Annotated in this window: 27 protein-coding genes; 20 read left to right on the top strand and 7 right to left on the bottom strand. The window is 65.7% G+C overall.

Going from position 1 to position 25,536, the window contains the following annotated elements; all coding sequences use genetic code 11:
* The first annotated feature begins 292 nt into the window (after positions 1-292).
* The 10 genes from atpB (at position 293) to murA (ending at position 9,209) form a co-directional block, all read left to right on the top strand.
* Positions 293-1,096 (top strand): F0F1 ATP synthase subunit A, encoded by an 804-nt coding sequence (gene atpB, locus QNO10_RS09840; RefSeq protein ID WP_229950684.1) that lies wholly within the window; start codon positions 293-295, stop codon positions 1,094-1,096.
* Positions 1,097-1,168: 72 nt separating this feature from the next.
* Positions 1,169-1,384, top strand: a complete 216-nt coding sequence (atpE, locus tag QNO10_RS09835) for an ATP synthase F0 subunit C (protein WP_191807777.1) — start codon at positions 1,169-1,171, stop codon at positions 1,382-1,384.
* A 43-nt stretch (positions 1,385-1,427) separates the two neighbouring features.
* Positions 1,428-1,976, top strand: coding sequence for a F0F1 ATP synthase subunit B (locus tag QNO10_RS09830; protein ID WP_229950686.1), 549 nt, complete (start codon positions 1,428-1,430; stop codon positions 1,974-1,976).
* On the top strand, positions 1,976-2,791 hold the full coding sequence (locus tag QNO10_RS09825) for a F0F1 ATP synthase subunit delta (RefSeq protein ID WP_229950688.1): 816 nt from the start codon (positions 1,976-1,978) through the stop codon (positions 2,789-2,791). Before QNO10_RS09830 ends, QNO10_RS09825 begins: the two co-directional genes overlap by 1 nt.
* A 99-nt stretch (positions 2,792-2,890) precedes the next feature.
* Positions 2,891-4,528, top strand: coding sequence for a F0F1 ATP synthase subunit alpha (atpA, locus tag QNO10_RS09820; protein WP_229950690.1), 1,638 nt, complete (start codon positions 2,891-2,893; stop codon positions 4,526-4,528).
* A 98-nt stretch (positions 4,529-4,626) separates the two neighbouring features.
* On the top strand, positions 4,627-5,520 hold the full coding sequence (locus QNO10_RS09815; RefSeq protein ID WP_229950692.1) for a F0F1 ATP synthase subunit gamma: 894 nt from the start codon (positions 4,627-4,629) through the stop codon (positions 5,518-5,520).
* A gap of 77 nt (positions 5,521-5,597) precedes the next feature.
* The gene (atpD, locus tag QNO10_RS09810) at positions 5,598-7,061 is read left to right on the top strand and encodes a F0F1 ATP synthase subunit beta (protein WP_229950694.1); all 1,464 of its coding nucleotides are present in this window, start codon (positions 5,598-5,600) and stop codon (positions 7,059-7,061) included.
* Between the two features lie 5 nt (positions 7,062-7,066).
* A complete protein-coding gene (locus QNO10_RS09805) occupies positions 7,067-7,360 on the top strand; it encodes a F0F1 ATP synthase subunit epsilon (RefSeq protein WP_229950696.1) in 294 nt (97 codons plus the stop codon).
* A 9-nt stretch (positions 7,361-7,369) separates the two neighbouring features.
* A complete protein-coding gene (locus tag QNO10_RS09800; protein ID WP_229950698.1) occupies positions 7,370-7,798 on the top strand; it encodes a DUF2550 domain-containing protein in 429 nt (142 codons plus the stop codon).
* A gap of 145 nt (positions 7,799-7,943) precedes the next feature.
* Complete coding sequence (gene murA / locus QNO10_RS09795; protein ID WP_229950700.1) at positions 7,944-9,209, top strand: UDP-N-acetylglucosamine 1-carboxyvinyltransferase; 1,266 nt, start codon at positions 7,944-7,946, stop codon at positions 9,207-9,209.
* A 176-nt stretch (positions 9,210-9,385) separates the two neighbouring features.
* On the opposite strand, the gene QNO10_RS09790 is transcribed toward murA, so the two are convergent.
* The 3 genes from QNO10_RS09790 to nucS all read right to left on the bottom strand — a co-directional run bounded on the left by QNO10_RS09790 (position 9,386) and on the right by nucS (position 11,824).
* Positions 9,386-9,589, bottom strand: a complete 204-nt coding sequence (locus QNO10_RS09790) for a cold-shock protein (RefSeq protein WP_146361532.1) — start codon at positions 9,587-9,589, stop codon at positions 9,386-9,388.
* 227 nt (positions 9,590-9,816) lie between these two features.
* On the bottom strand, positions 9,817-11,046 hold the full coding sequence (locus QNO10_RS09785; protein WP_229950704.1) for an N-acetylglucosamine-6-phosphate deacetylase: 1,230 nt from the start codon (positions 11,044-11,046) through the stop codon (positions 9,817-9,819).
* Between the two features lie 82 nt (positions 11,047-11,128).
* Positions 11,129-11,824: an endonuclease NucS gene (gene nucS, locus QNO10_RS09780; protein ID WP_229950706.1), complete on the bottom strand. Its 696-nt coding sequence runs from the start codon at positions 11,822-11,824 to the stop codon at positions 11,129-11,131.
* A 40-nt stretch (positions 11,825-11,864) separates the two neighbouring features.
* On the opposite strand from nucS, the gene QNO10_RS09775 reads away from it, so the two are divergent.
* Positions 11,865-12,209: an Rv1322 family protein gene (locus QNO10_RS09775; protein WP_229950708.1), complete on the top strand. Its 345-nt coding sequence runs from the start codon at positions 11,865-11,867 to the stop codon at positions 12,207-12,209.
* Between the two features lie 56 nt (positions 12,210-12,265).
* Here the strand turns inward: QNO10_RS09775 and QNO10_RS09770 are convergent, their stop codons facing one another.
* Positions 12,266-13,576 carry an AI-2E family transporter gene (locus QNO10_RS09770; protein WP_442860284.1) on the bottom strand — a complete coding sequence of 437 codons (1,311 nt, stop codon included), beginning with the start codon at positions 13,574-13,576 and terminating at the stop codon, positions 12,266-12,268.
* 50 nt (positions 13,577-13,626) lie between these two features.
* Positions 13,627-13,842, bottom strand: coding sequence for a hypothetical protein (locus QNO10_RS09765; protein ID WP_284162187.1), 216 nt, complete (start codon positions 13,840-13,842; stop codon positions 13,627-13,629).
* Between the two features lie 26 nt (positions 13,843-13,868).
* On the opposite strand from QNO10_RS09765, the gene QNO10_RS09760 reads away from it, so the two are divergent.
* From QNO10_RS09760 to QNO10_RS09730, 7 genes are all read left to right on the top strand, one after another.
* Entirely contained in the window at positions 13,869-15,542 is a 1,674-nt protein-coding gene (locus QNO10_RS09760; protein WP_229950710.1) for a DUF8094 domain-containing protein, read from the top strand.
* A 50-nt stretch (positions 15,543-15,592) separates the two neighbouring features.
* The gene (locus QNO10_RS09755; protein WP_229950713.1) at positions 15,593-16,552 is read left to right on the top strand and encodes a tetratricopeptide repeat protein; all 960 of its coding nucleotides are present in this window, start codon (positions 15,593-15,595) and stop codon (positions 16,550-16,552) included.
* Positions 16,553-16,561: 9 nt separating this feature from the next.
* Complete coding sequence (locus QNO10_RS09750) at positions 16,562-17,683, top strand: NADH:flavin oxidoreductase/NADH oxidase (protein ID WP_229950718.1); 1,122 nt, start codon at positions 16,562-16,564, stop codon at positions 17,681-17,683.
* A 127-nt stretch (positions 17,684-17,810) separates the two neighbouring features.
* Positions 17,811-18,584, top strand: a complete 774-nt coding sequence (locus QNO10_RS09745) for an ABC transporter ATP-binding protein (RefSeq protein WP_229950720.1) — start codon at positions 17,811-17,813, stop codon at positions 18,582-18,584.
* Positions 18,566-20,140 carry a transporter gene (locus QNO10_RS09740; RefSeq protein ID WP_229950723.1) on the top strand — a complete coding sequence of 525 codons (1,575 nt, stop codon included), beginning with the start codon at positions 18,566-18,568 and terminating at the stop codon, positions 20,138-20,140. Before QNO10_RS09745 ends, QNO10_RS09740 begins: the two co-directional genes overlap by 19 nt.
* 24 nt (positions 20,141-20,164) lie before the next feature.
* Positions 20,165-20,473, top strand: coding sequence for a DUF3039 domain-containing protein (locus tag QNO10_RS09735; RefSeq protein WP_229950726.1), 309 nt, complete (start codon positions 20,165-20,167; stop codon positions 20,471-20,473).
* Positions 20,474-20,657: 184 nt separating this feature from the next.
* Entirely contained in the window at positions 20,658-22,451 is a 1,794-nt protein-coding gene (locus tag QNO10_RS09730; RefSeq protein ID WP_229950728.1) for a DEAD/DEAH box helicase, read from the top strand.
* A gap of 49 nt (positions 22,452-22,500) precedes the next feature.
* Here the strand turns inward: QNO10_RS09730 and QNO10_RS09725 are convergent, their stop codons facing one another.
* Entirely contained in the window at positions 22,501-23,118 is a 618-nt protein-coding gene (locus tag QNO10_RS09725; RefSeq protein ID WP_229950732.1) for an isochorismatase family protein, read from the bottom strand.
* Positions 23,119-23,120: 2 nt separating this feature from the next.
* On the bottom strand, positions 23,121-24,446 hold the full coding sequence (locus QNO10_RS09720; protein WP_229950734.1) for a nicotinate phosphoribosyltransferase: 1,326 nt from the start codon (positions 24,444-24,446) through the stop codon (positions 23,121-23,123).
* An 86-nt stretch (positions 24,447-24,532) separates the two neighbouring features.
* Between QNO10_RS09720 and clpS the strand changes: the two genes are divergently transcribed.
* Both clpS and QNO10_RS09710 read left to right on the top strand, forming a co-directional pair.
* Positions 24,533-24,841 carry an ATP-dependent Clp protease adapter ClpS gene (clpS, locus tag QNO10_RS09715; RefSeq protein WP_229950737.1) on the top strand — a complete coding sequence of 103 codons (309 nt, stop codon included), beginning with the start codon at positions 24,533-24,535 and terminating at the stop codon, positions 24,839-24,841.
* A gap of 58 nt (positions 24,842-24,899) precedes the next feature.
* Positions 24,900-25,457 carry a DUF2017 domain-containing protein gene (locus QNO10_RS09710; RefSeq protein WP_229950738.1) on the top strand — a complete coding sequence of 186 codons (558 nt, stop codon included), beginning with the start codon at positions 24,900-24,902 and terminating at the stop codon, positions 25,455-25,457.
* The last annotated feature ends 79 nt before the right edge of the window (positions 25,458-25,536 follow it).

Here is a 25,536-nt window from a genome sequence, read left to right as displayed (position 1 = left end):
CTCCAGTATCTGCTGGCGGGAATCATCGCCCTGGGTTTGATAGGGTGGAGCCTGGATAGTCTCCTGGGAACTCGCTGGATTTTACCGGCCGGTATCGTCCTGGGTGCGGTCAGTGGCTACTATGTGGCCTTCGCACACAGGCGGGCCTCGGGTGCAGACCGACCGATTACGGGCGGAAAACAGCCGGATACGGATAAATCGAATTGATTTCACAAAACCGAAATAACGGGCGCACTTCTCGTGTGTCCGCCAATGATATGCCCAACGATGGACACAGCAGAGAGGAAACGCGTTGATCGCGCTTGCGCTTCCCGCCTCCAATGAAGAGGGATTTGTTCCACCCACCCTCGAAGATATGCACCTCCCTGAGATCCTTCCCTGGGGCGCCGAAAGTGGTGAAGGATTTGGAAAGCAGATGCTGCTCATCCTTCTCTCCGTCATCCTCATCGGCTGGTTCTTCGTAGCCGCAGCCCGCAAGGGCCAGATGGTTCCGGGCCGGCTGCAGTTCCTGGGTGAATGGAGCTACAACTTCGTCCGTAACTCGATCGGCCGGGACATCATCGGTGAAAAGGACTTCAGGTCCTTTACCCCGCTGCTGTTCGCACTGTTCTTCTTTATCCTGATCAACAACCTGTGGGGCACCATCCCGCTGGCCCAGCTGCCGACCACCTCACATGTGGGAACGGCCTACGCGCTGGCAGCGATTGTCTACTTCACGTGGATCATCGTTGGTATCCGGAAGCACGGACTGGCCTACTTCAAGTTCGCCACTGTTCCGTCGGGTGTGCCGATGGCCATCCTGCCCCTCGTGGTAGTGATCGAAATTATCTCCACCTTCCTGGTCCGCCCGATCACGCACAGCCTGCGACTCTTCGCAACCATGCTGTCGGGCCACCTGATCATCATGCTGGCGGGTGCCGGAACCTCGTTCCTGCTGCTCGAGGCTGAAGGACTGCTGAAGCCGCTGGGTCTGCTGACCCTGGCAGGCGGCGTCGCCATGTTCCTGTTCGAAGTTTTGATCCAGGTCCTGCAGGCCTACGTCTTTACCCTGCTGACCGCGATCTACATCCAAGGCTCCCTGGCCGAGGAACACTAAACCTCCCCTCTCCGGGGAACCCCCTGAACCATACAACCTGCCCTCGGGCATCTTGAAAGGAACAAAGCCATAATGATTGGTGAAATCAACGGCAACATCAACCTCGTCGGTTACGGCCTGTCCGCCATCGGCGGCGCCATCGGCGTGGGCCTGGTCTTCGCGGCCTACATCAACGGCGTTGCCCGCCAGCCGGAAGCCCAGCGCGTCCTGCAGCCCATCGCCTTCCTGGGCCTGGCCCTGACCGAAGCACTGGCTATCCTTGGTCTGGTTTTCGCGTTCGTTCTCTAACGTCAGCGCGTATTTTCCAACCAAGTAGATAGGACGGATTGAAATGAACGAGGCACTAATCCTCGCCGCCGAAGAAGGCGCGAATCCACTGGTCCCGAACATCTGGGAGATCCTCGTAACACTGCTTGGCTTCGCCGTGCTGATGTACATCGTCGTCAAGTTCGTCGTCCCGATGTTCGAGAAGACGTATGCGGAGCGCACCGAGGCCATCGAAGGCGGACTCAAGAAGGCCGAAGCCGCACAGGCTGAAGCCAGCGCCGCCCTGGATGAATACAAGCAGCAGCTCATCGACGCCCGCACCGAGGCCAACAAGATCCGTGAGGAAGCACGCGCCGAAGGCGCCCAGATCCTTGCTGACCTGAAGGCCAAGGCAGGCGCCGAATCCGCCCGCATCATGGAACAGTCCCACGTCGCCATCGAAGCGGAGCGCCAGGCAGCTGTCGTTTCCCTCCGCAGCGAAGTGGGAACCCTCGCCACCGAACTGGCCAGCAAGATCGTCGGCGAGTCCCTCGCAGACGATGCGCGTGCCGGCCGTGTGGTTGACCGTTTCCTTGACGACCTGGAATCCCAGAACGCAGGTGCGGTCAAGTAATGGCAGGTATATCGAGCGAGTCACTGGCCGCGGCGCAGGAGAAGCTGGAAGCAAAGCTTCCCGGCGCGACCCTGTCCCTGGCTGAGGAACTCTTTGGAATTCTGGGCCTGCTGGACAGCGACGCTGGCCTGCTGCGTGCCCTGACGGATCCGGCTCGTGAAGCCTCTGCCAAGGCAGCCCTGGTCTCCAAGCTGGTCGGCGGCAAGGTTTCGGCCGATGCCGAACAGCTGGTTGCTTCTCTGGTGGAGTCCCGGTGGCGCACAGCCCGCGACATCGGCGATGCCCTGGAAACCCTGGGTGCAACGGTTGTTTCCGCTGTCGCGGAAAAGAAGGGTCCCGGCCTTGCCGGCCTTGAAGCACTGGAAAGCGATTTGTTCCGCTTCAACCAGGCCGTTGCAGCCAACCACGAGGTACAGCGTGCCCTGCAGGAACCGCAGGCATCCGCTTCCGCAAAGTCCGTACTGGCGCAGAAGCTGGTTCCGGGCATGGGCGCCGAAGCAAAGGTGCTGATCACGCAGGCAGTCACTGCCCCGCGCGGTCTGCGTCCCGCAGCCTTGGTAGCCCGTTTCATGGAACTGGTAGCCGGCCGCCAGCAGCGTTGGATTGCAGAAGTGCAGTCCAGCCGCCCGCTGACGCAGGAACAGCAAAAGCGTCTGCAGTCCTCCCTTAACGGACTGTATGGCCGCGAGCTGAAGATCAACGTCAACGTGGACCCGGCGATACTCGGCGGCATCCGTGTCACAGTGGGGGATGAAGTAGTTGACTCCACCGTGACCACGCGCCTGACCGAACTTCGCCGCAAGCTCGCTGTCTAGCCACCTCGTTGGCCTTCACGGGCCTTCAGAACATTGAAGAACCAATCACGGTCATCGGTTGTACACGATGATCACAACATAGGAGAGCAGGGACTGCAGATGGCCGAATTGACCATCAACGCCGACGACGTCCGTAATGCGTTGAATGAATTCGCGGCGTCCTACGAACCCGGAAACGCAGAGCGCGTTGAAGTTGGCCGCGTAACAACCGCCAGCGACGGCATTGCCCGTGTGGAGGGCCTGCCCTCCGTTATGGCGAATGAGCTGCTTCGGTTTGAGGACGGCACGCTGGGCCTCGCCCAGAACCTTGACACCCGTGAAATCGGTGTCGTAGTACTTGGCGATTTCGCCGGTATTGAAGAAGGCCAGGAAGTACACCGCACCGGTGAAGTCCTGTCCGTACCCGTAGGCGATGCCTTCCTGGGCCGCGTTGTCGACCCGCTGGGCGAGCCGATGGATGACCTGGGACCGATCGCCGCCGAGGCACGCCGTGCACTGGAACTCCAGGCACCGGGCGTTACCATGCGGAAGTCGGTTCACGAACCGCTTCAGACCGGCCTCAAGGCAATTGACGCCATGATCCCGATCGGCCGCGGCCAGCGCCAGCTGATCATCGGTGACCGCAAGACGGGTAAGACCGCCATCGCGGTGGACACCATCCTGAACCAGAAGGCCAACTGGGAGTCCGGCGACGTCCAGAAGCAGGTCCGCTGCATCTACGTTGCCATCGGCCAGAAGGCTTCCACGATCGCTGAAATCAAGCGCACGCTGGAAGACCAGGGCGCCATGGAGTACACCACGATCGTGGCCTCCCCGGCATCCGACCCCGCCGGCTTCAAGTACCTGGCACCGTACGCCGGCTCGGCCATCGGCCAGCACTGGATGTACGGCGGCAAGCACGTCCTGATCATCTTTGATGATCTGTCGAAGCAGGCTGAAGCCTACCGCGCCGTGTCGCTGCTGCTGCGCCGCCCGCCGGGACGCGAAGCCTACCCGGGCGACGTCTTCTACTTGCACTCCCGCCTGCTGGAGCGTTGCGCCAAGCTCTCTGACGAGCTCGGCGCCGGCTCGATGACCGGCCTGCCGATCATCGAAACCAAGGCAAATGACGTGTCGGCCTACATTCCGACCAACGTCATCTCCATCACCGACGGACAGATCTTCCTCCAGTCGGACCTCTTCAACGCCAACCAGCGCCCCGCCGTCGACGTCGGTATTTCCGTCTCGCGCGTCGGTGGTGCTGCACAGCAGAAGGCCATGAAGAAGGTCTCCGGTACGTTGAAGCTGGAACTGGCCCAGTACCGCGATATGCAGGCATTCGCCATGTTCGCCTCGGACCTGGATGCCGCCTCGCGTCAGCAGCTGACCCGCGGTGCACGCCTGATGGAACTGCTCAAGCAGGGCCAGTACGCACCGTTCCCGGTGGAAGACCAGGTTGTCTCCATCTGGATGGGCACCAACGGCTACCTCGATGATGTTCCCGTTGAGGACGTCCGCCGCTTCGAGACCGAGTTCCTGGAGCACGTACGCCACTCCTCGTCCGTCATGACCGTCCTGGCCGAGACGAACAAGCTCGAGGATTCCACGGTTGATGAGATGAAGAGCCTCATCACCAAGTTCAAGCAGGGTTTCTTCGGTGAAGGTGACGACCGTATGGTCGCAGCCGGAAACGAAGCTACCTCGGCCTTGGACGAGGAAGCCGTAGACCAGGAAAAGATCGTCAAGCAGAAGCGCTAGCGGTTTGGAGTTCCGCTGCCGGGCCTTGCGCCCGGCAGCGGAACCCTTGGCCATTGCCTTAGCCCCCGGCCCCAGCGCCGGGAACTGAAAGGAAGAGTATGGGAGCCCAAATTCGGGTCTACCGCCAGAAGATCGCGTCGACCACGTCGATGCAGAAGATCTTCAAGGCGATGGAGCTGATTGCTGCCTCTCGCATTGGAAAGGCGCGCACCCGTGTGGCTGCGTCGCTGCCTTATTCCAATGCGATCACCCGTGCCGTTTCTGCTGTGGCATCCCAGTCGGAGATCGATCATCCGCTGACCACCGAACCGGAGCAGATCCGGCGCGCAGCCGTGGTCATAATGACTTCCGACCGCGGTCTTGCCGGATCGTACTCCGCCGGAGTCCTCAAGCAGGGCGAAGCACTCAACGAATTGCTCCGTGACGAGGGCAAGGAAGTAAAGACCTACCTTGTTGGACGAAAGGGGCAGGCGTACTACGAGTTCCGTAACCGGACAGTTGAACGGGTATGGACCGGTGGTACCGATGCACCTGAGTTCGAAACAGCCCGTGAAATCGGCAAGGCACTCCTCGATGACTTCAACACGGCCTACGAAGACGGCGGTGTGGACGAAATCCACATCGTGTACACGCGCTTCAAGTCCATGGTTATTCAGGAACCTGCGGTCATCCGACTGCTGCCGCTGGAAGTAGTGGAGGAAGAAGCCCAGTCATCGGCTGAGTTCCTGCCTCTCTACGAATACGAGCCCGAGCCGGAAAAGGTCCTGGACGCACTGCTGCCGCGCTACATCGAGTCGCGCATCTTTGCAGCCATGCTCCAGGCCGCCGCTTCCGAGCTTGCAGCCCGCCAGCGCGCCATGAAGGCCGCAGGGGACAACGCCACGGACCTGATCAAGAAGTACACGCGCCTGCGCAACAACGCCCGTCAGGCCGAAATCACCCAGGAACTTTCCGAGATTGTTGCCGGTGCGGACGCGCTCAGCGCCTCCTGACCTGCTCCAGTCGAAGATAAGTTCCAACGCATAAAAAACTTAGTCCACACGCCATCTAACTGAGTGAAGTGAGAGAGATGACTGCCCAAACTGTCGAGCACGGAACTGATTCCGTAGCCTCGGGTGCCACCGGCCGTATTGCCCGTGTCATCGGCCCGGTTGTCGACGTCGAATTCCCGGCTGACGCAATTCCCACCATCTACAACGCCCTGACCACCGAGCTCACGCTCGACGGCCAGACCCGCACCATCACGTTCGAGACCTCCCAGCACCTGGGTGACAACCTCGTCCGTGCCATTTCCCTGCAGGCCACTGACGGCCTGGTCCGCGGCGCTGCCGTGTTCGATACCGGTGCTCCGATCTCCGTCCCCGTAGGCGACGGCGTCAAGGGCCACATCTTCAACGTCCTGGGCCAGCCCCTGGACGTCACCGAAGACAAGCTCGAGATCACCGAGCGCTGGCCGATCCACCGTTCGGCTCCGAACTTCGCCGACCTTGAGGGTTCCACCGAGATGCTGGAAACCGGCATCAAGGTGATCGACCTGCTCACCCCGTACATCAAGGGTGGCAAGATCGGACTCTTCGGCGGTGCCGGCGTCGGCAAGACCGTGCTGATCCAGGAAATGATCACCCGTGTTGCCCGCAACTTCGGCGGTACCTCGGTATTCGCCGGTGTCGGCGAGCGTACCCGTGAAGGTAACGACCTCTGGGTTGAAATGGAAGAGGCGAACGTCCTGAAGGACACCGCCCTTGTATTCGGCCAGATGGATGAGCCGCCGGGAACGCGCCTCCGTGTGGCACTGTCGGCTCTGACCATGGCGGAATACTTCCGCGACGTGCAGAACCAGGACGTGCTGCTCTTCATCGACAACATCTTCCGCTTCACGCAGGCAGGCTCCGAGGTTTCCACCCTTCTCGGCCGCATGCCTTCCGCCGTGGGCTACCAGCCGAACCTGGCTGACGAGATGGGTCTGCTGCAGGAGCGCATCACGTCCACCAAGGGCCACTCGATCACGTCCATGCAGGCCATTTACGTGCCTGCGGATGACTACACCGACCCGGCCCCGGCCACCACGTTCGCCCACCTGGACGCGACCACGGAACTTTCCCGTGAAATCGCTTCCCGTGGCCTGTACCCGGCCGTGGATCCGCTGACCTCGACGTCGCGAATCCTCGACCCGCAGTACGTCGGCCAGGCGCACTACGACACGGCCATCCGCGTCAAGCAGATCCTCCAGAAGAACAAGGAACTGCAGGACATCATCGCCATCCTCGGCGTGGACGAGCTCTCGGAAGAGGACAAGATCGTTGTGTCGCGTGCACGCCGTATCCAGCAGTTCCTCTCCCAGAACACCTACACCGCCAAGCAGTTCACCGGTGTTGAGGGTTCGACGGTTTCCATCAAGGACACCATCGAAGGCTTCCGGGCCATCTGCGACGGCGACGTTGACCACATTGCCGAGCAGGCGTTCTTCAACGTCGGCGGCATGGATGACGTTGAGCGTCAGTGGGCGAAGATCCAAGAGCAGACCGGGAAGTGAGCCCCATGGCGGACACTGCTGAACTCGAAGTTGAGATTGTTGCTGCCGACCACTTCGTGTGGTCGGGAGCGGCAAAGATGGTCAAGGCCCGCACCAGCGACGGCGAGATCGGGATCCTTCCCGGCCACTCGCCGGTGCTGGCCATCCTGGCAGAGGGCGGACTGGCCATCGAACCGGTGTCCGGTTCCCGCATTGAGGTAAGCGTTGACGGTGGATTCTTCTCCGTCGACAACAACCGCGTGGTCATCGTGGCCGACAATGCCAAGGTGACCAGCGAAGCAACCGCCGGGACCCGCTGACCCCTTCCGATGGACAGCTCCTATATGTTCATTGCGCTGGCCGCCCTCTTTGGGCTGCTGGTCCTTGCAGTAGTGCTTTTTGGGGTGCGCCGCAGCCAGCTGCGGCGCGCCCTGGGCACCTTCGACGCCTCCATCTGCCTTCCCCCTGCGGGATGGCGGATGGGGGTTTGCCGTTATACGGACACACACCTGGAGTGGCTGCGCCTTGTCTCGCTCAGTCCCCGTCCGCCGTACCGTTTCCTGCGCAGTTCACTGGAAATGGCCGGGTGGCGGGAACCCACTGAAGCGGAACGGGCCCGCATCCAGCCCGGCGCCGTCGTCGTCCGCCTGAACTATCAGGGCAGCGAAGTGCTGGTCGCCATGAAGTACGAGACCTACACCGGCCTGTCCTCGTGGGTTGAGGCCGGTCCGGTCATCGGCATCGGCACCTGGCGCTAGGGACACGTTCTCCACCGCCGGCAAAAAAGGCACAGGGATTCTTCCCTGTGCCTTTTTTGCTGCCCGCTTTTTGGTGCCCGCTTTTTGCTTCCCGCGCGGGCCTGGCCGCCCGGGGTCACGTGCCGCGTCCGCCTACTATGGAGTAATGGAAGACGTCATTGTTGTTACCGGCCCGTCCACCCTGAACGGCGCCGTCACTGTCCCGGGGGCCAAGAACAGCGTCCTGAAGCTTATGGCGGCGACGCTGCTGGCCCGGGGGCGGTCGGTCATCACGAATGTGCCCAATATCCAGGACGTATGGATCATGGCTGAGCTGCTGCGCCGGCTGGGCTGCACGGTGGATTACGACGTCGACGCCGCGTCGGTTTCCGTGGACGTTCCGCAGGAGCCGGGGCACCAGGCGGACTATGACCTGGTCCGTGCCATGCGGGCCTCGATCTCGGTGCTGGGGCCCCTGGTGGCACGGTGCCGCCGCGCAGAGGTTGCGCTGCCCGGCGGCGACGCGATCGGGTCGCGGGGTCTGGACATGCACCGGGCCGGCCTGGAGCTGATGGGCGCGGAAATCGGCATTGACCACGGTTACCTGATCGCCTCGGTCCCCGAGGGGCTGTACGGGGCCGAACATATCCTTGACTTCCCTTCCGTGGGGGCCACGGAAAACCTCATGATGGCTGCCACGCTGGCCCGGGGCCGCACCGTCATCGACAATGCCGCGCGGGAACCCGAGATCACCGACATTGCCCGGATGCTGAACGGCATGGGAGCCAAAATCAGCGGCGTGGGAACCAGCACGCTGGTGATCGATGGTGTGCCGGAGCTGCATCCCGTGGAGCACCGCGTGGTGCCGGACCGGATTGTTGCCGGCACGTGGGCCTTCGCCGCAGCGATCACCGGCGGCGAAATCGAGGTGCGCTCCGCTGACGCCTCCGCGCTGACTGTGGTGCTGGACAAGCTGGTCCAGGCAGGCTGTGAAATCAGCACGGGGGAGGACAGCTTTACGGTCAAGGGACCGCAGCGTCCGGAACCGATCAATGTCTCCACGCTGCCGTACCCGGGATTCCCCACTGATCTGCAGCCCTTCGTGGTTGCCCTCAACGCGGTCTCCGCAGGGTCGGGGATGGTCACGGAGAATGTGTTCGAGGCGCGCTGGGGCTTCACCTCCGAACTGGCCCGCCTGGGAGCGGTGGTCCGGCTCGACGGGCACCATGCCTTGATCCAGGGCGTCCAGCTGCTTTCCGGTGCGCCGGTGGTCGCCAATGACATCCGTGCCGGGGCGGCCCTGGTCATTGCCGGGCTCGCTGCCGACGGAACCACCGAGGTGCGCGGGGTGGACCACATCGACCGGGGCTATGAACGGTTCATGGAAAACCTGAGGGGCCTCGGCGCCAACGTGGTCCGCCGCCGGGCATAGCCGCAGCAATTGGGGAAACGCCGGGGAACCGCTCACCACGGGAAACCGAAAAATTCTGCCGAACTGCTAAAACAGCGGGACCTGCGCGAAAGCGGAATAACCTGAAAAAAGAGGAAAGCCCCCGGCATGTGCCGGGGGCTTTCCTCTTTTTCCGTTAGGAAAGGAACTTCGGGACCTTAGAGGGCGGTGACGCCGGTGGCCTGGGGGCCCTTGGCGCCCTGGCCGATCTCGAAGGAAACGCGCTGGTTTTCGTCGAGGGTCTTGAATCCGTTGGTCTGGATTTCGGAGTAGTGGACGAAGACGTCGCCGTCGGAGTCGTCCGGAGTGATGAAGCCGAAGCCCTTTTCGGCGTTAAACCATTTGACGGTACCCTGAGCCATTGTTTCTCCTCATTATGTGGAACTTACCTGCACAGTCCGTGCCGGCCATGTTACTGAAGCAAGAAAGCCCAAGTTCTTGCCGTTCAGCAGTTCCTTGAGGAGCTTCTCACTCGCAACGGTCTTGCGAGCATGAAAAAACACCTGCACAAAGACTTGGTAATAGAGTCGCATAACCGAAATGTTTGGTCAATGCCGGAATACGAAAAACTTTTCCTGCGTGGTTTTCCCTAGGTGTTTTCGGGGAGCGGCAGGAACGTCCCGCAGCGCAGGACGGCATGCAGCTGCAGGTCCGGCGACACCACAAGGGCGTCGGCCCGCAGCCCACGGCGAAGGGCACCGACTTCATCGGCCAGGCGGAGGACGTCCGCCGGCACCTCGGCGGCTGCCGTCACCGCATCAGCCAGGGGAACCCCGGCCGCGACGGCGGTGCGTACGCACTGCAGCAGCGTGGCGGTTCCGCCGGCCAGTGCTCCATCGCTGAGGCGGGCCGTTCCGTCGCCGACCAGGACATCGGCGGATCCCAGCCGGTAGCTGCCGTCGCCCAGCCCGGTGGCCGCCATGGAATCGCTGACCAGCGCCACGTTTGGTGCCCCCACCAGCTCGAAGACGGTCCGGATGATGGCCGGATCCACATGCACGCTGTCCGCAATCAGTTCCACCACCGCCGCCCCGCTGCGCGCGGCCCGCAGGCCCGCCGGGACGGGGCCGGGGGAGCGGTGGTGCATCGGGGCCATGCCGTTGAATAAATGCGTCACCGTGGGGCGGGCAGCGTAGCCGCCGAAGCCGGCCTCCTCCATTTCCTCCTGGGCGGATAACAGGGAAGCGGCAGCAACGGCGTCAGAGGCCCCCGTATGGCCCATTGAAGGGGTGACACCGTGGAGGACCAAACGGTCCACCAGGTCGTCGGCTCCGGGCAGCTCAGGGGCATAGGTCATGGTGACCAGTTCGCTGTCCGAGGCATCAAGGAGTTCGTCTACGAAGTCCGGATCCGGGGCAAGGAGGGATGCCGGGTCCTGTGCGCCGCAGTGCTCCGGCGAAAGAAAGGGTCCCTCGGCATGGATGCCGGCAATAAGCCCCTCCCTGGCCAGGGCTCCGAGCCGGGCGGCGGCCGCCAGCAGTTCCGGGCGCTGCACCGACATGGTGCTTGCCAGCAGGGTGGTGGTTCCGGACGAGTGCAGGAAGGCCACTGCCTGCCGTACTCCGTCGGCATCGGAGGTGGTGAAGTCGCTGCCTACCGCTCCGTGGCAGTGCAGATCCACGAGCCCGGGAAGGATGAGCGAACCCTCGGGTATCCGTACGGGCGCCGGCCAGCCGTCGTCGTCGAAACCGTCCGCTGGACCGGCGTAGGTGATCCGGTCCCCTTCAAAGGCGAGGACGCCGTCGGGCAGCAGTGCGTCCGGTGTGTGCAGGGTGCCCCGGAGATAGCCGCGGTCCCGCGGGCGTGCCGATGGGTTCATGCACCGATTCTAGGCATGCCCGACGGCGGCGGCGAGTGCGCCGTGCCGTCCGCAGCAGGCCGGAGAGCCGAGGGAAAGGGCGTCAGAACAGCCGGGAATCGCGGTCGTCGACACCGCGCATCGCGTCGTAGTCGAGCGTCAGGCAGGTGATGCCGCGGTCCTCGGCCAGTACGCGGGCCTGGGGCTTGATCTGCTGCGCGGCAAAGATGCCGCGGACCGGAGCGAGCAGCGGGTCCCGGTTGAGCAGTTCGAGGTAGCGGGTCAGCTGTTCGACGCCGTCAATGTCACCGCGGCGTTTGAGTTCCACCGCCACCGTGGCGCCGGACGCGTCGCGGGCGAGGATGTCCACGGGGCCGATGGCGGTCATGTACTCCCGGCGGATCAGTGTGTGGCCTTCGCCGAGCCGGTTGATCTGTTCGGCGAGCAGGCGCTGCAGGTCCGCTTCCACGCCGTCCTTGATCAGTCCGGGGTCGGTGCCGAGGTCGTGCGAGACGTCGGAGAACCGCTCATGGATGCTGATCACCAGACGGTCATCCGTCTTGGCGCTCTGGACATTCCAGACTTCGGTGACGCCGGCTGCGGCATCAATCTCATCCGGTTCCACGCTCCGCATGGTCGCCGGAGGGCTCATCCAGTTCAGCGGCTTGTACGATCCGCCGTCGGAATGGATCAGGACGGAACCGTCCGCCTTCACCATAAGCAGCCTCACGGCAAGGGGCAGATGGGCACGGAGGCGGCCGACGTAGTCAACGGAGCATCGGGCTATTACTAAACGCACAGTTGCACTTTACCGGCTGAACTACGGCAAAATGACTTCTATGCCCCGTTCCAACCGTCCCCGCCGTGTGCCCGCCGCCGGCAGTGCTGCGGGCCGGAACGCCCGCCGTAAGTGGGCATCAGCCCCGCCCGAGGTGGATCTGGAGCGCACACGTGCCGGTATTCCGCGGCGCGAGACCGGTCCCGACGGCGAATGGTCGGTGCGGCAGATCACGGCAGTCAACGCCGCGAAGGACTACCGGTGCCCCGGCTGCGGGCAGAGGATCCCGCCCGGAACGGCGCACCTGGTCGTGTGGCAGGAAGACTCGCTGCTCGGCCGGCAGGCAGCCGTCGAGGGACGCCGCCACTGGCACAGCCACTGCTGGCGGACCCGCCGCCGCTACTGAGTCTGCAGCGGTAGCCGCAGCTGCAGCCACGGGTGCGGGACCGGGTCAGGACCGGGTCAGATCCTGTCCTGCCGGGCAATGAAGACTTCCTTCAGCAGCAGCAGGATGGCGGCCGCCGTCGGGATGGCGATGAGTGCTCCCAGTACCCCGAGCAGGCTGCCGCCGGCGATCACGGCAATAACCGCCACCGCTCCGGGCACTGCAACGGCCCGCTGCATCACGCGCGGGGAGACAAAATACGCCTCGAACTGCAGGTAGGCCATGTAGAGGATGGCGAACACCACCGCCGTCTGCCAGCCTTCGGTCAGGGCCACGAGGGAGACCAGGACCAGGGCAATGGGCGGGCCGACCAGAGGGATGAACGCCAGCAGCGCGACCAGGAACGCCAGCAGCACGGAGAACGGCACGCCGGTGATGGTCATGACGATGAACGCATACGTCGCATCGAGCAGTGCCACGAAGCCCTGGCCGATCACGTAGTTGCCGACGCTGCCGGTGATTTCCTCGGACAGGGCCTCCACCCGGCGCCGCCGGCTGCGCGGCGCCAGCCGGTAGCCCCACTTCTTCATCGACGGCAGCGAAGCCAGGAAATAGAGGGTGAGGACCAGGATGATCAGGGCGCCGAAGAGGCCGTTTGCAATCACGGTGCCCACGCTGAGGACTCCGCCGAAGATGCCGCCTACGGCGTCGCTGTTCGAGAAAAAGCGGCCAACCTCGTCTTCGATGCGGTCGCGCACCTGGAACTGGCTGTCGATGTTGACGAAGAAGTCCGACGCCAGGAACTTGTTGATGTACCCCGGAGCGTTGGCAATGATCTCGGACGTCTGGCTGACGATGGTTGGAATGAGCGTCGCAAAGAACGCCGTCACGACTCCGGCCAGCACCAGTACGGTGATGGCGATACCCGCCGGGCGGGGAATCCGCCGCGCGCCCAGCCAGCGCACCACCGGGTCCAGGCCCAGGGCGATGAACAGTGCGGCGCCGATCCAGACGAGCAGCTCGCCGACATTGGTGATCACGAAGTAGAGCAGCAGGGCCAGGCCAACGCCGACCGCGAGCATAAAGCCGAAGTAGATGGGGTGCGCGCGCACGCTTCCGGGCTCCGAGCCGGTTCCGGCACCACTGATGCTCAGTCGTTCATCCGGAAGCCGCACCTCGGGATCAACGGTGACTTCCGCATCCCCAACATTCTCCGGCGGGAATTCAAAGCGCCGCCTTGGGCGGGCACCCGGGACGCCGTGGCGCAGGCTGTAACGCATCCGGTCCGCAGCCGTGGAAAGGAATCCGGGCAGCCTGGGGCGCTTTTCCGTCCCGTCCTCCGGAGCGGGGAGCGGCGCGTGGACAGGCACGTCCTCGTTTTCGCTCATATTCCGCGTTTCTCCTCTGCCGTCCTTCGGTCCTGATACGAACCGAAACCCTACCAGCAGGCGGTGCCCCGCAGCCCTTCCCATCGCTGCGGGAATGCGGAAGCGGCACCATTGGGTACGCGCGAATGGGTGCTCCGTAGGGATTTCGTTACCATTGGGTTATCAAGTGCCAGGACATCAATGACCCCCGCTGTGTTTTCGCCGCCGTTTTTCAGGAACACCTTTCCTGCCTGCCGGTCGGGAAATGCGCCGCCCTGCCATGTCATTTGCCCAGACTGAAGATAGGTAAGTTGTGCGAAACAAATTTGCAGTTCCGCTGATCGTCCTTGGAGTGCTGCTGATGCTGATAGGCATTGGCCAGCGGACCATCTGGGCGCCCCCGGAGACCGAATCGGTGTCCGCTCCCGCTGAAGCGGGCAACGCCGTTGTCACCGTTCTCGATACGGAACTGCTGGCCGAGCACCCGGACGGCGTGGAAATCACCGTCCGCTCGGAGGCACCCTTCACGCTGGCCGTAGGCCGCGCGAACGACGTCGAGGCATGGGTGGGAGAGGCCGCCGTCAACCGCCTCGGCGCGGCCGACGGTGAACTGGCGGTCGAGACGGAGAACGGCGAAGCCCAGACACCGAACCCGGCCGGCTCCGACCTCTGGGTCGTTGAAGAATCCGGCGAAGGCGAACTGTCCTACGACTGGGAGGCACCGGAAAGCGGCGAGTGGGAGATCCTGCTGGCTGCTGACGGCACCGCCCCCGCGCCCACGGACGTGACTATGACCTGGGAAAACGATGCCACCCGTCCCTTCGCCGTGCCGCTGATTGTTGTGGGCGGCCTGCTGGCGGTCCTCGGCCTCGCACTGGCCTTCCTGCGCAGCGGCTCCGACGGCCCGCGCAGGAGCGGCCGCCGCAGCAGCGGTCCGGACACCGGCAGCGGAGACCGGCAGCACAGCGTCTCGGGCTCGACGTCTGCTTTCACGGCAACAGCCCGCCGCCGTCCGGCCTTCCTTGCCGCTGCCGCAGCTGCTGTCCTGGCAGCGGGCAGCGCTCCCGCAGCGGCGCTGGCCGCTGAGTCCGACGGCGGCAGCCTGCCGGTAGTGGGGGATGCCCAGCTTGAGCGCATCCTGGATTCCGTTGCAGCGACCGTAGGGGCCGGGGACGCCGCCAAGGACGCCTCCATGCTGAAGCCGCGCGTCGAAGGCGCTGCGTACGCCATGCGCGAGGCCAACTACGCCGTCGCCGGGAAGTCCGGCGACCAGGAGGCCCCGGTTCCCGTGGCCGCCGAGGCGCTGCGGACCCAGTCCGTGAGCGGCGCCGCCGGGTGGCCCCGCACCGTCGTCGCGGTCACCCAGGGCGACGGTAACCCCGTGCCCCAGGCCCTCCTGCTGGTCCAGGCCTCGGCCCGGGACAACTACAAACTCGTTTCCGCCGTCCAGATGCTGCCTGCCAGCACCTTCCCGCAGCCTCCCACCGGCACCGGGGCGGACCAGATCCCGGCCGACTCGGACAACGGCCTGGTGATGTCCCCGCAGGATGCCGTCTCGGCCCTGGCGGATTCCCTGACCGCGCCGGACGGTGAAAACAAGGACACCTTCGCCGCCAACCGGTTCAGCGAGGACGTGGTGAAGTTCCAGCAGCAGGTACAGGGCGACCCGAAGAACGAGCACGCCCTGAACGCGTTCCAGCATGCCGCCGACCCGGCGGGAACCTACGCCCTCCGCACGGACGACGGCGGTGCGGTCGTGTTCGGCTACCTGTCCAACACCTTCTCGAGCACGCCGAAGGAAGCCGGTGACTCCATCAACCTCGCGGGCACTGTCTACGAGGCACTGACCGGCCAGGCAACCACGGACAAGGGCATCGACGTCACGCACGGCGAGGCCGTCATGCTCTACGTACCGGCTTCCGGCAGCACCGGCCAGGCCGCGGTGGTGGGTGCGGACCAGGAACTGCTGTCCGCAAAGCTGAAGTAGGCAGGAGGCAGGCTTGCCGGTGGACGGGCACGGCGTAATAAGGTGAATGAATGAGCACACCGAACCACCGCCCGTCACCGGCTCCTTCCTCCATGAACCTGCGGGGGGCAGTCGACCTCTCCGCCCTCAAGGCACGCTCCGCAGCGCCGGCGGCCCCGGCCGCCGGCGCCACGGAACCCGGTGCCGCCCCGGGTCCGTCGCCGTTCGTGGTGCAGGTCTCTGAGCAGACGTTCCCGCAGGTGGTCCAGCTGTCCGCCGAAGTGCCGGTGGTCATTGACCTGTATTCGGACGCCAGCGCCGACTCGCAGCAGGTGTCCGCCATCCTGGCCGCCATCGCGGTGGAACAGAACGGGCGCATGCTGCTCGCACGGGTGGACGTTGATGCCTACCCCCAGATCGCCCAGGCCTTCGCCGCCGCGTCCGTGCCGACCGTGGCTGCCGTCCTCAAGGGCCAGCCCGTGCCCCTGCTTGACCGGCTGCTGCCGGAGGAACAGATCCGTGCCCTGGTCGGCGAACTGATGCAGGTCGCCGCAGCCAACGGGGTCGCGGGATCCCTCGAGGGCGGCACCCAGGAAGCTCCGGCGGAGGAAGCACCCCTGCCCCCGCTCCACCAGGAAGCTTTCGACGCCATCAACGCGGAGGATTACGACGCCGCCGCGGCCGCGTACCGCCGCGCCCTGGCCGAGCAGCCCGCCGACGCCGAAGCCAAGGCCGGCCTGGCCCAGGTGGAACTCATGGCCCGCCTGCGCGGCGCCGACGCCGACGCGGTCCGCCGGGACGGCGCCGAGCAGCCCGACAACGTGGACGCACAGCTTGCGGTCGCCGACCTGGACATTGCCGGCGGACATGTCGAGGATGCCTTCCGGCGCATTACCGGACTGATTGCCAGGGTTTACGGCGACGACCGCGAAAAAGCCCGGCTGCGGCTGCTGGACCTCTTCGAAGTGGTGGGCATCGCCGACCCCCGGGTCACCAAGGCGCGTTCGGCCCTCGCCCGGGCACTTTTCTAGGCCATGTCCATGGATACAGCGTCCCTCTTCGACCCCCTCACCCTGCGCGGACTGGAACTGGCCCACCGCGGCTGGGTGGCTGCCATGTGCCAGTACTCCGCGGACCCGGTGGATCCCGCCGATCCGGACAATGCTCCCGGGGTACCCAACGACTGGCACCTGATGCACCTGGGATCCTTCGCCGCCGGCGGCGCGGCCCTGATCATCACCGAGGCCACGGCTGTCAGCCCCGAAGGCCGGATCAGTCCGCAGGACGCCGGCATCTGGAACAGCGGGCAGGCCGCCGGCTGGGAGCGGATCACCCGGTTCGTGCACCGGCACGGCGCGGTGGATGCGCGGATCGGCATCCAGCTGGCACACGCCGGACGCAAGGCCTCCACCTACGCTCCGTTCGCCGCGGGCCAGGGCAGTGTCCCGCTCGACGACGGCGGCTGGCAGACCGTGGGACCCACCGCAGAACCCTTCGGGACTTACGCGGCGCCGGCGCAGCTGGATGAAGCCGGCATCCGGCAGGTCATCCGCGACTTCGCCGACGCGGCCGTCCGGGCGGTCGACGCCGGGTTCGACACCATCGAAATCCACGGCGCACACGGCTACCTGCTGCACCAGTTCCTCAGCCCGCTGGTCAACACCCGCACCGATGCGTGGGGCGGCGACGCCACCCGGCGCAACCGCCTGACCCTTGAGGTCATCGACGCGGTCCGGGCCGTCATCCCCGATTCCATGCCGCTCCTGCTGCGGATCTCCGCGACGGACTGGCTGCCCGGGGGAGTGGACGCCGAATCCTCGGTGGTCCTGGCCCGCGCAGCCCGCGAGCACGGCGTGGACCTTGTGGACGTGTCCACCGGCGGAGCTGTTCCCGGTGCCGTCATCCCGGTGGGCCCGAACTACCAGGTGGAGTATGCCGACGCCGTGCGCCGCGGCGCGGGCGTACCGACCGCCGCCGTCGGGCTGATCGACTCCGGTGCCCAGGCCCAGGAGATCCTCCAGTCCGGCTCCGCTGACGCGGTCCTGATTGCCCGGGCAGCCCTGCGGGACCCGCACTGGTGGATGCGTGCCGCAGCCGAGCTGGACGCGAAGCTGCCGTGGGTACCCCAGTATGAGCGGGCCGCCCGCCGCGGCATCTTCTAGCCTGCGTTAGCCGGCGGTTTGGTCCCTGCGGGGGTAGTCCCTGCGGGGGATTCCGGGCCGACGCCGGGGCGGAAACCTCGTCCTTCCTGCCGAGGACGTGCCGGCCGAGGCTCGGTAGGCTGGCGCCATGACATCAACACCGGCTTCCGTCCCGGCACTGGCCATCCGCGGCCTGGTAAAACGCTTCGGCACCAAGACCGCCGTCAACGGCATCAGCCTCGACGTGCCGCAGGGCTCGTTCTACGGCCTGGTCGGTCCCAACGGGGCAGGCAAGACCACCCTGCTGTCCCTGGCCACGGGGCTGCTGCGTCCGGATGCGGGATCCGCGCTGGTCCACGGGACCGGCGTCTGGTCCCGTCCGCTGGAAGCCAAGCGGCTTATGGGGATCCTGCCGGACGGGGTCCGGCTCTTCGACCGGCTGACGGGCGAACAACTGGTGACGTACGCCGGGCTGCTCCGCGGGATGGACCGCGAGACGGTGGCCGCCCGCACCGGGGACCTCCTGGCCGCCATGGACCTGACTGCGGACGCCGGCAAGCTGGTGGTGGACTACTCCGCAGGTATGACAAAGAAGATTTCGCTCGCCTCCGCATTGATCCATGCGCCCCGGCTGCTGGTGCTGGACGAACCGTTCGAAGCGGTGGATCCGGTGTCCGCGGCAAATATCCGCGACATCCTCTCCAACTACGTTGCTTCCGGCGGAACAGTGATCGTCTCCAGCCACGTGATGGACCTGGTGCAGCGGATGTGCGACCACGTGGCAGTGGTGGCGGGCGGAAACCTGCTGGCCGCAGGCACCGTGGACGAGGTCCGTGCCGGCAGCAGCCTGGAGGACCGGTTTGTGTCGCTCGTTGGCGGGCGTACCCGGACGGAGGGGCTGGAATGGTTGCGCACCTTCTAAGACTGAAGCTGGTCCTGCTGCGTAACTCCCTCAAGCGGAGCCCCTGGCAGCTGGTCGGAATCGTGCTGGGCGGCCTGTACGCCATAGGGCTTCTCGCGGTCCTGCTGGCAGCCCTGTTCATCGTCGGAACGGACCCGGGGCTGGCCCGCACGGCGGTGGTCCTGGCAGGAGCCGTGGCCGTGCTTGGCTGGGCACTGGTCCCGGTGGTGTTTTCCGGGCTGGACCTGACCCTGGACCCGGCGCGCTTCACCACGTACGCCGTACCCACCCCGCAGCTGCTCACCGGCCTTGCCGTCGGCGGGCTGATCGGCATTCCCGGGGCCACCATGCTCCTGGCGGTGCTGGCACAGGCCGTGAGCTGGTTCCGCTCGCCCGCCGCGCTGGCCGCAGCGCTGGTGCTCTCCGGGGTAGCGGTCTTCACCTGCCTGATCGCCGCCCGCGTCACCGTGGCAGCGGCTGTATCAGTGACCGGATCGCGCAGGTTCCGCGACTTCACGGGACTGCTGCTGGTGGTTCCGCTCGTGCTGCTGGGACCGGTCATCGCGGCGGTGAGCGAGGGCATCCAGGCCGGCGGCAGCTACCTTCCACGCCTCGCGGACTGGCTTTCCTGGACGCCGCTGGGCGCAGTCTGGGCGGTGCCTGGGGATATTGCCCTGGGCCGCTACGGCGCAGCCGGGGCAAAGGCTCTGATCGCCCTGGCCTTCCTTGCCGTGCTGGTCCTGGCCTGGCGGGTCCTGCTCCTGCGGGCACTGGTCCGGCCGCCGCAGACGGCAGCCACCCGCCGGACCTCCGGGACGGGACTGTTTGCCCGTTTTCCGGCCACACCCACCGGCGCGGTTGCGGCCCGTGCCCTGACCTACTGGCTGCGGGACCCGCGCTACAGTGCATCCCTGCTGATTGTGCCGCTGCTGGCCGTGGTGTTGGTGTTCACCGGCAACAGTGCGGGTGCCGACGGCGCCCTGCTGGCCACCCTGGCCCTCGGCCCGCTGGTCGGCTTCCTCATGGGCTTCTCCCTGCACGCCGATGTGTCCTATGACAACACCGCGTTCGCCCTGCATCTGGCTGCGGGCGTGGAGGGCCGTGCGGACCGTGCCGGCAGGGTGCTGGCGTGTGCGGTCTTCTCTGTTCCCGCCGTCGTCCTGTCATCGGTGCTCCCGGCGGTCCTGACCGGCCGGGCCTCAGTGGCCGTGCCCGTTCTGGGCATAGGCCTGGCTGCCCTGCTGATGGGGCTGGGGCTGTCCAGCGTCGTCTCGGCACGCTACACCTACAACGTTCCGCTCCCGGGCGAAAACGCCTTCAAGACTCCGCCGGGAAGTGCGGGCAGGTCCGCGCTGGTCCAGGGTGCCTTCAGCCTGCTGCTGTTCGTCCTGCTGGTACCCGTACTGGTGCCCGGCGTTGCCGCCGTCGTTATGCAGAGCCTGCTGTGGGGGATTGTGACACTGGCCGCAGGACTGGTCCTGGGGATGGCGGCGCTGGTCTTCGGGATCCGGCTGGGCGGGCGTTGGCTGGACGCGCGCGGGCCGGAACTGCTGCAGCAGGTCGCCGTCAACAAATAGCCGGCGGGTACTAAGATGGAACGCATGAGCCTGCCTCCCGATCCTTTCGAAAACGATCCCCGCCGCCTGGATGACAACGGTACGTCCACGGCCACCATCGAGCGCGAAGAACTGCGCGAAGAGCTGGAACCCGGCGACAGTGAGCGCTTTGCGCACTACGTGCGCAAGGAAAAGATCATGGAATCGGCGCTGTCCGGCGAGCCGGTCATTGCCCTCTGCGGCAAGGTCTGGACCCCGGGACGGGATCCGCAGAAGTTCCCGGTGTGCCCCACCTGCAAGGAAATCTACGAGGGCCTGCGTCCCGAAGCCGACAACCCCAAGGGCAAGAAGTAGTCCGTCCCGCCCGCCGTTGTGACCGCTCCGCTCCCCAGCCTTCCGCGGTGAAGGCAGTTAGTCCTGATGCCTGCATGACCTATGTGTTTACGCCTGCGCCTTCGTGCAGGCGCTCAGTGCCGATTCCGTCCGGTGCCCGCGCGGCCGCAACCACTCGAGAACTGCGAAAGGCTGTGTTCCCCGCGTGAGTTCCGAAACCCTTTTCGGCGCCGGTGCGTCCCTGCCGCCCGCCTATCCCGAGCGTGCTGCCTGGGGCACTGCCCCGAAGCTGCGCCAGTGGCAGGAAGAGGCGCTGGCGAAGTACTTCGAATCCAATGCCAGCGACTTCCTGGCCGTCGCCACCCCCGGGGCCGGTAAAACCACCTTCGCCCTGCGTGTGGCCAACGAGCTGGTGGAGCGGGGGATCGTCAACCGGATCACCGTCGTCGCGCCCACGGACCACCTGAAACGGCAGTGGGCCGACGCGGCGGCGAAGGTCGGCCTTGCCTTGGATCCAAACTTCAAGAACGCCGACGGCCGGCACGGCCACGGGTTCATCGGCGTCGCCGTCACCTATGCCCAGGTGGCCTCCAAGCCCATGCTGCACCGCGCCAAGACTGAGGCGGCCCGCACCCTGGTGATCCTGGATGAGGTGCACCACGGCGGCGATGCCCTGTCCTGGGGCGACGGCATCCGCGAAGCGTTTGAGCCGGCGGTCAAGCGGCTGTCCCTGACGGGAACTCCGTTCCGCTCGGATACGGCCGCGATTCCCTTCGTGGAATATGTCGAGGACCGGGACGGCATCCGCCGCTCCAAGGCGGACTACACGTACGGCTACGGCCAGGCCCTCAAGGACCACGTGGTCCGGCCGGTCATGTTTATGGCCTATTCCGGACAGATGCGCTGGCGGACCAGCGCGGGCGATGAGATGGCCGCATCGCTGGGTGAAGCCGCTGTCACCAAGGACATCACCGCGCAGGCCTGGCGGACCGCGCTGAACCCCACGGGCGAGTGGATCCCCGCCGTCCTGGCCGCCGCGGACCGCCGCCTCACCGAGGTCCGCCGGTCCGTGCCCGACGCCGGCGGCCTGGTCATTGCCACGGACCACGACGACGCACGGGCCTACGCGGGGTGGCTGAAGAAGATCATGGGCGAATCGCCCACGGTCATCCTGTCCGATGATGCCAAGGCCTCGGAAAAGATCGAAGAGTTCTCCGCCGGAACCCAGCGCTGGATGGTCGCGGTGCGGATGGTGTCCGAAGGCGTGGACGTGCCGCGCCTCGCCGTCGGCGTCTACGCCACCTCCACCGCAACCCCGCTGTTCTTTGCACAGGCCGTGGGGCGTTTCGTGCGTGCCCGAAAGCGCGGCGAGACGGCGTCGGTGTTCCTGCCGTCCGTGCCGAACCTGATGGCGCTGGCGAACCAGATGGAAGTCGAGCGGGACCACGCGCTGGACCGCCCGGACAACCACCTGGAAGAGGAAGGCTTTGGTCTCGAGGACAGCCTCATGGAGGCCGCCAACCGCGAGGAAAAGGCCTCAGGTGAGCTGACCAAGCAGAAGTTCGAGGCGCTCGAATCCCAGGCTTCGTTTGACCGGGTGCTGTTCGACGGCGGCGAGTTCGGTACCGGCGGCGCGCTCGGCAGCGAGGAGGAGCAGGACTTCCTCGGTATTCCCGGCCTGCTGGACGCGGACCAGATGAGCATGCTGCTGCGGCAGCGCCAGCATGAACAGGTCTCCCGCCGGGGACGCCGCAACAGCGAAGCGGCAGCGCCGCCGGCCGAAGCCCCGGAGGTGGTGGACCACCGCCGGCTCACCGAACTGCGCGGCGAGCTGGCAAAGAACGTCTCGGCCTGGTCCGCGCGTTCCGGCATGCCCCACGGCGTCGTGCACAGTGAACTGCGCCGGATCTGCGGCGGACCACCCGTGGCGCAGGCCAACGAGGAACAGCTGAACAAGCGGCTCAAGAAGCTGCAGGACTGGTTCATCGGGCGTAAGTAGCAACAAAAAAGGGCCGGACCGCTTTGCGGTCCGGCCCTTTGGCATCCGGTTACAGGTCGATGATCTCCACGCCGGCGTCTTCGAGTTCCGCCCAGGCGGCCAGGGTGGTCTCCCGCTTGATGCCGCGGGAAAGTTCGGGAATCACGGCTGTGGTGTATCCGGCGGCGACGGCGTCCAGGGCGGTGGCCCGCACACAGTAGTCCGCGGCCAGGCCCAGCACCACCACCTCGTCCACGTCGTGGTCCCGCAGCCAGTCATCGAGGCTCAGCGTCTCGGTCTCGGCGTCAGGCTCCGCGTCCGGGTCGCCCAGGGGCACCTCGACGTCCGGCGCCAGGACCCCCTCGAACCCGGAGTACGCCGCCTCGTACTGGCCCTTGCGGAAGAAAGCATCCACCAGTTCCGTGTCCAGGTCCGGGTGCGGCTGCGCGCCGGGAGTTCCGGCTACACAGTGCGGCGGCCAGGAGTCCACAAAGTCCGGGGTTTCGGAGAAGTGCGTTCCGGGATCGATGTGCCAGTCCTGGGTTGCGGCCACCAGGTCATACCGGCCCGCGGAGGTCTCCACGTAGTCGGTGATCTCGCCGGCGAGGTCGGCCCCGCCGGACACCGCCAGCGAGCCGCCTTCGCAGAAGTCGTTCTGCACATCGACAATAATCAGGGCGCGGGCCATGCTTACTCCTCGTATTCGGTAGGGATTGCCGGTTCGCCGCGCTGCAGGCGGTTCACCGAGGTAGGCATTTCAGCCAAGGAAGCGGCATGCTGCCGGGCCGCCCGCATCACCGCTTCGGGTCCGGTCCAGCCGGGCAGGACTTCGCCGTCGGCGACGAACTGGTGCAGCAGCGTACGGTCATTCCCGTCATTCTCCGGTGCGTGGCCGATGCCCACAACCTCCGCGGTTGCCGTGCCGCCGTCGTTCAGCCGGCGCAGCGCGTACTTACGCCCGCCGAGCGAAACCTTGTTTTTTGCGGCCTTGGCTACGGACACGAACTCGTGGTCGTCTCCCTCGCGGCTGACCAGCTTGTAGACCATGCCGGCAGTGGGTGCACCGGATCCGGTGACCAGGGAGGTGCCGACGCCGTAGGCATCCACGGGGGCCGAGGCCAGCGCCGCGATGGCGAACTCGTCCAGGTCGGAGGTGACCATGATGCGCGTGTTGGTGTTGCCCAGCTCATCCAGCAGTTCGCGGACCCAGCGGGCCTGCGCGACGAGGTCACCGGAATCGAGCCGCACGCCGCCCAGAGCGGGGCCGGCGACCTCGACAGCGGTGCGGACGCCCTGTTCGACGTCGTACGTATCCACCAGGAGGGAGGTCCCCACCCCGAGGGCCGCCACCTGGGCCGTGAAGGCTTCCTTCTCGGAGTCATGCAGCAGGGTGAAGGAATGCGCCGCCGTGCCGACGGTCTTGAGCCCGTAGCGCCGGCCTGCCTCCAGATTGGAGGTGCTGTTGAATCCGGCGATCACTGCCGCACGGGCGGCGGCGACGGCTGCTTCCTCATGCGTGCGGCGGGAGCCCATTTCGATGCACGGACGGCCGTCGGCGGCGGAAGTCATGCGGGAGGCTGCGGAGGCAATGGCACTGTCGTGGTTGAGCATGGACAGGATCATGGTTTCGAGGATGCAGGCCTCGCCGAACGTGGATTCGACAATCAACAGGGGGGACTGCGGGAAGTAGGCCTCGCCCTCGGCATAGCCGTAGATGTTGCCCGAAAACCGGAAATCCGCGAGCCAGGCGAGTGTGCGCTCATCCACCACGTTGGTGCTGGCCAGGAAGTCCAGCTGCGGCTGCTCGAAGCGGAAGTTTTCCAGGGCTTCCAGGATGCGTCCGGTTCCGGCGGCGATGCCGTAGCGGCGGCCATCGGGAAGGCGCCGGGCAAAGACTTCGAACACGGACCGGCGGGACGCGGTGCCCGCGTGGAGGGCGGCCTGGAGCATGGTCAGCTCGTAGTGGTCCGTGTAGAGGGCTGAATTAGGGGAGTGCCGGACGGCGGGACTGTTCACAGGCAAAACTCTAACCCGCGGATCCCCTTTGAGTAGAAGGCGGCCCGGCGGAGGACCGGACCGGATTCCTCACTACAATTGAACGCATGGCTACCAGCACTGCGACCGGCACGGACACCCTGACACGCGAGGAGACGGATACCCTCCCGGCAGCGGACGTCCCCTGGGTCGTTATTGTCTGGAATGACCCCGTCAACCTGATGAGTTACGTCAGTTACGTTTTCCAGAGCTATTTCGGCTACTCCGAATCCAAAGCCCACCGCCTCATGCTGGAGGTCCATCAGGCCGGCAAGTCGGTGGTGGCAACGGGATCCCGGGAATCCGCGGAACGCGACACCCTCGCCCTGCATACCTACGGGCTGTGGGCCACGTTCCAGAAGGCGGACGCGGCGTAGCGCCGCAGCGGTTCCTTCCCCCGGCCCCCTCAAACACGCAGAACAGAAACGGATATTCGTGGCAACCGGATTCAAGCTCACCCGCAAGGGCATTACCGCCAACCTGGAACCGGGGGAGCGGGACCTGCTGCGCAAGCTCTTCTCCGATGTGCAGGAGCTGCTGGAACCGGAGACGGCAGCCGACGCCGATCCGCTGGCGGCCATGGTGGGAATCGACCCGTCGGCGGTTGTTCCCGATGATTCCGCCCTGCTGCGGCTGCTTCCCAACGGCATCCAGGGGAACGGCGACGACGCCCTGGAGTTCCGTCGTTTCACCGAGCGCTCGCTGCGGGAATCGAAGCAGGCGGCTCTCCGCGCAGCCGCCCTGCAGCTGGAGGCAACACCGCTGCGCCTGGACACCGAGCAGGCACAGCTGTTCGCCCGCGCCCTGAACGACGTCCGGCTGGTGCTGGGGGACCGCCTGGGCCTGGAGGATGACGAAGCCGCCGAGCGGCTGCATGACATCACGGATCCGTCGAAGGCGCAGGACGTGGACGGGTACCTTGCGCTGGTGTACAACTTCGTCACATGGCTGCAGGAAACCCTGATGCAGGCACTGCTGGACTCCCTGAACTGACGCGGATCTTCCCGCACCGCCGGACAGTTCTGTGACCAATGGCACGGAGCCGTGAATGTGCCCGCCGGTGGGGGAGGAC

Origin of the sequence: Arthrobacter sp. zg-Y919 (assembly GCF_030142045.1) — a bacterium.
GTDB lineage: Bacteria > Actinomycetota > Actinomycetes > Actinomycetales > Micrococcaceae > Arthrobacter_B.
Note: the sequence above shows the minus strand (reverse complement) of the source record. Positions and strands in the feature narration are given on the sequence as shown.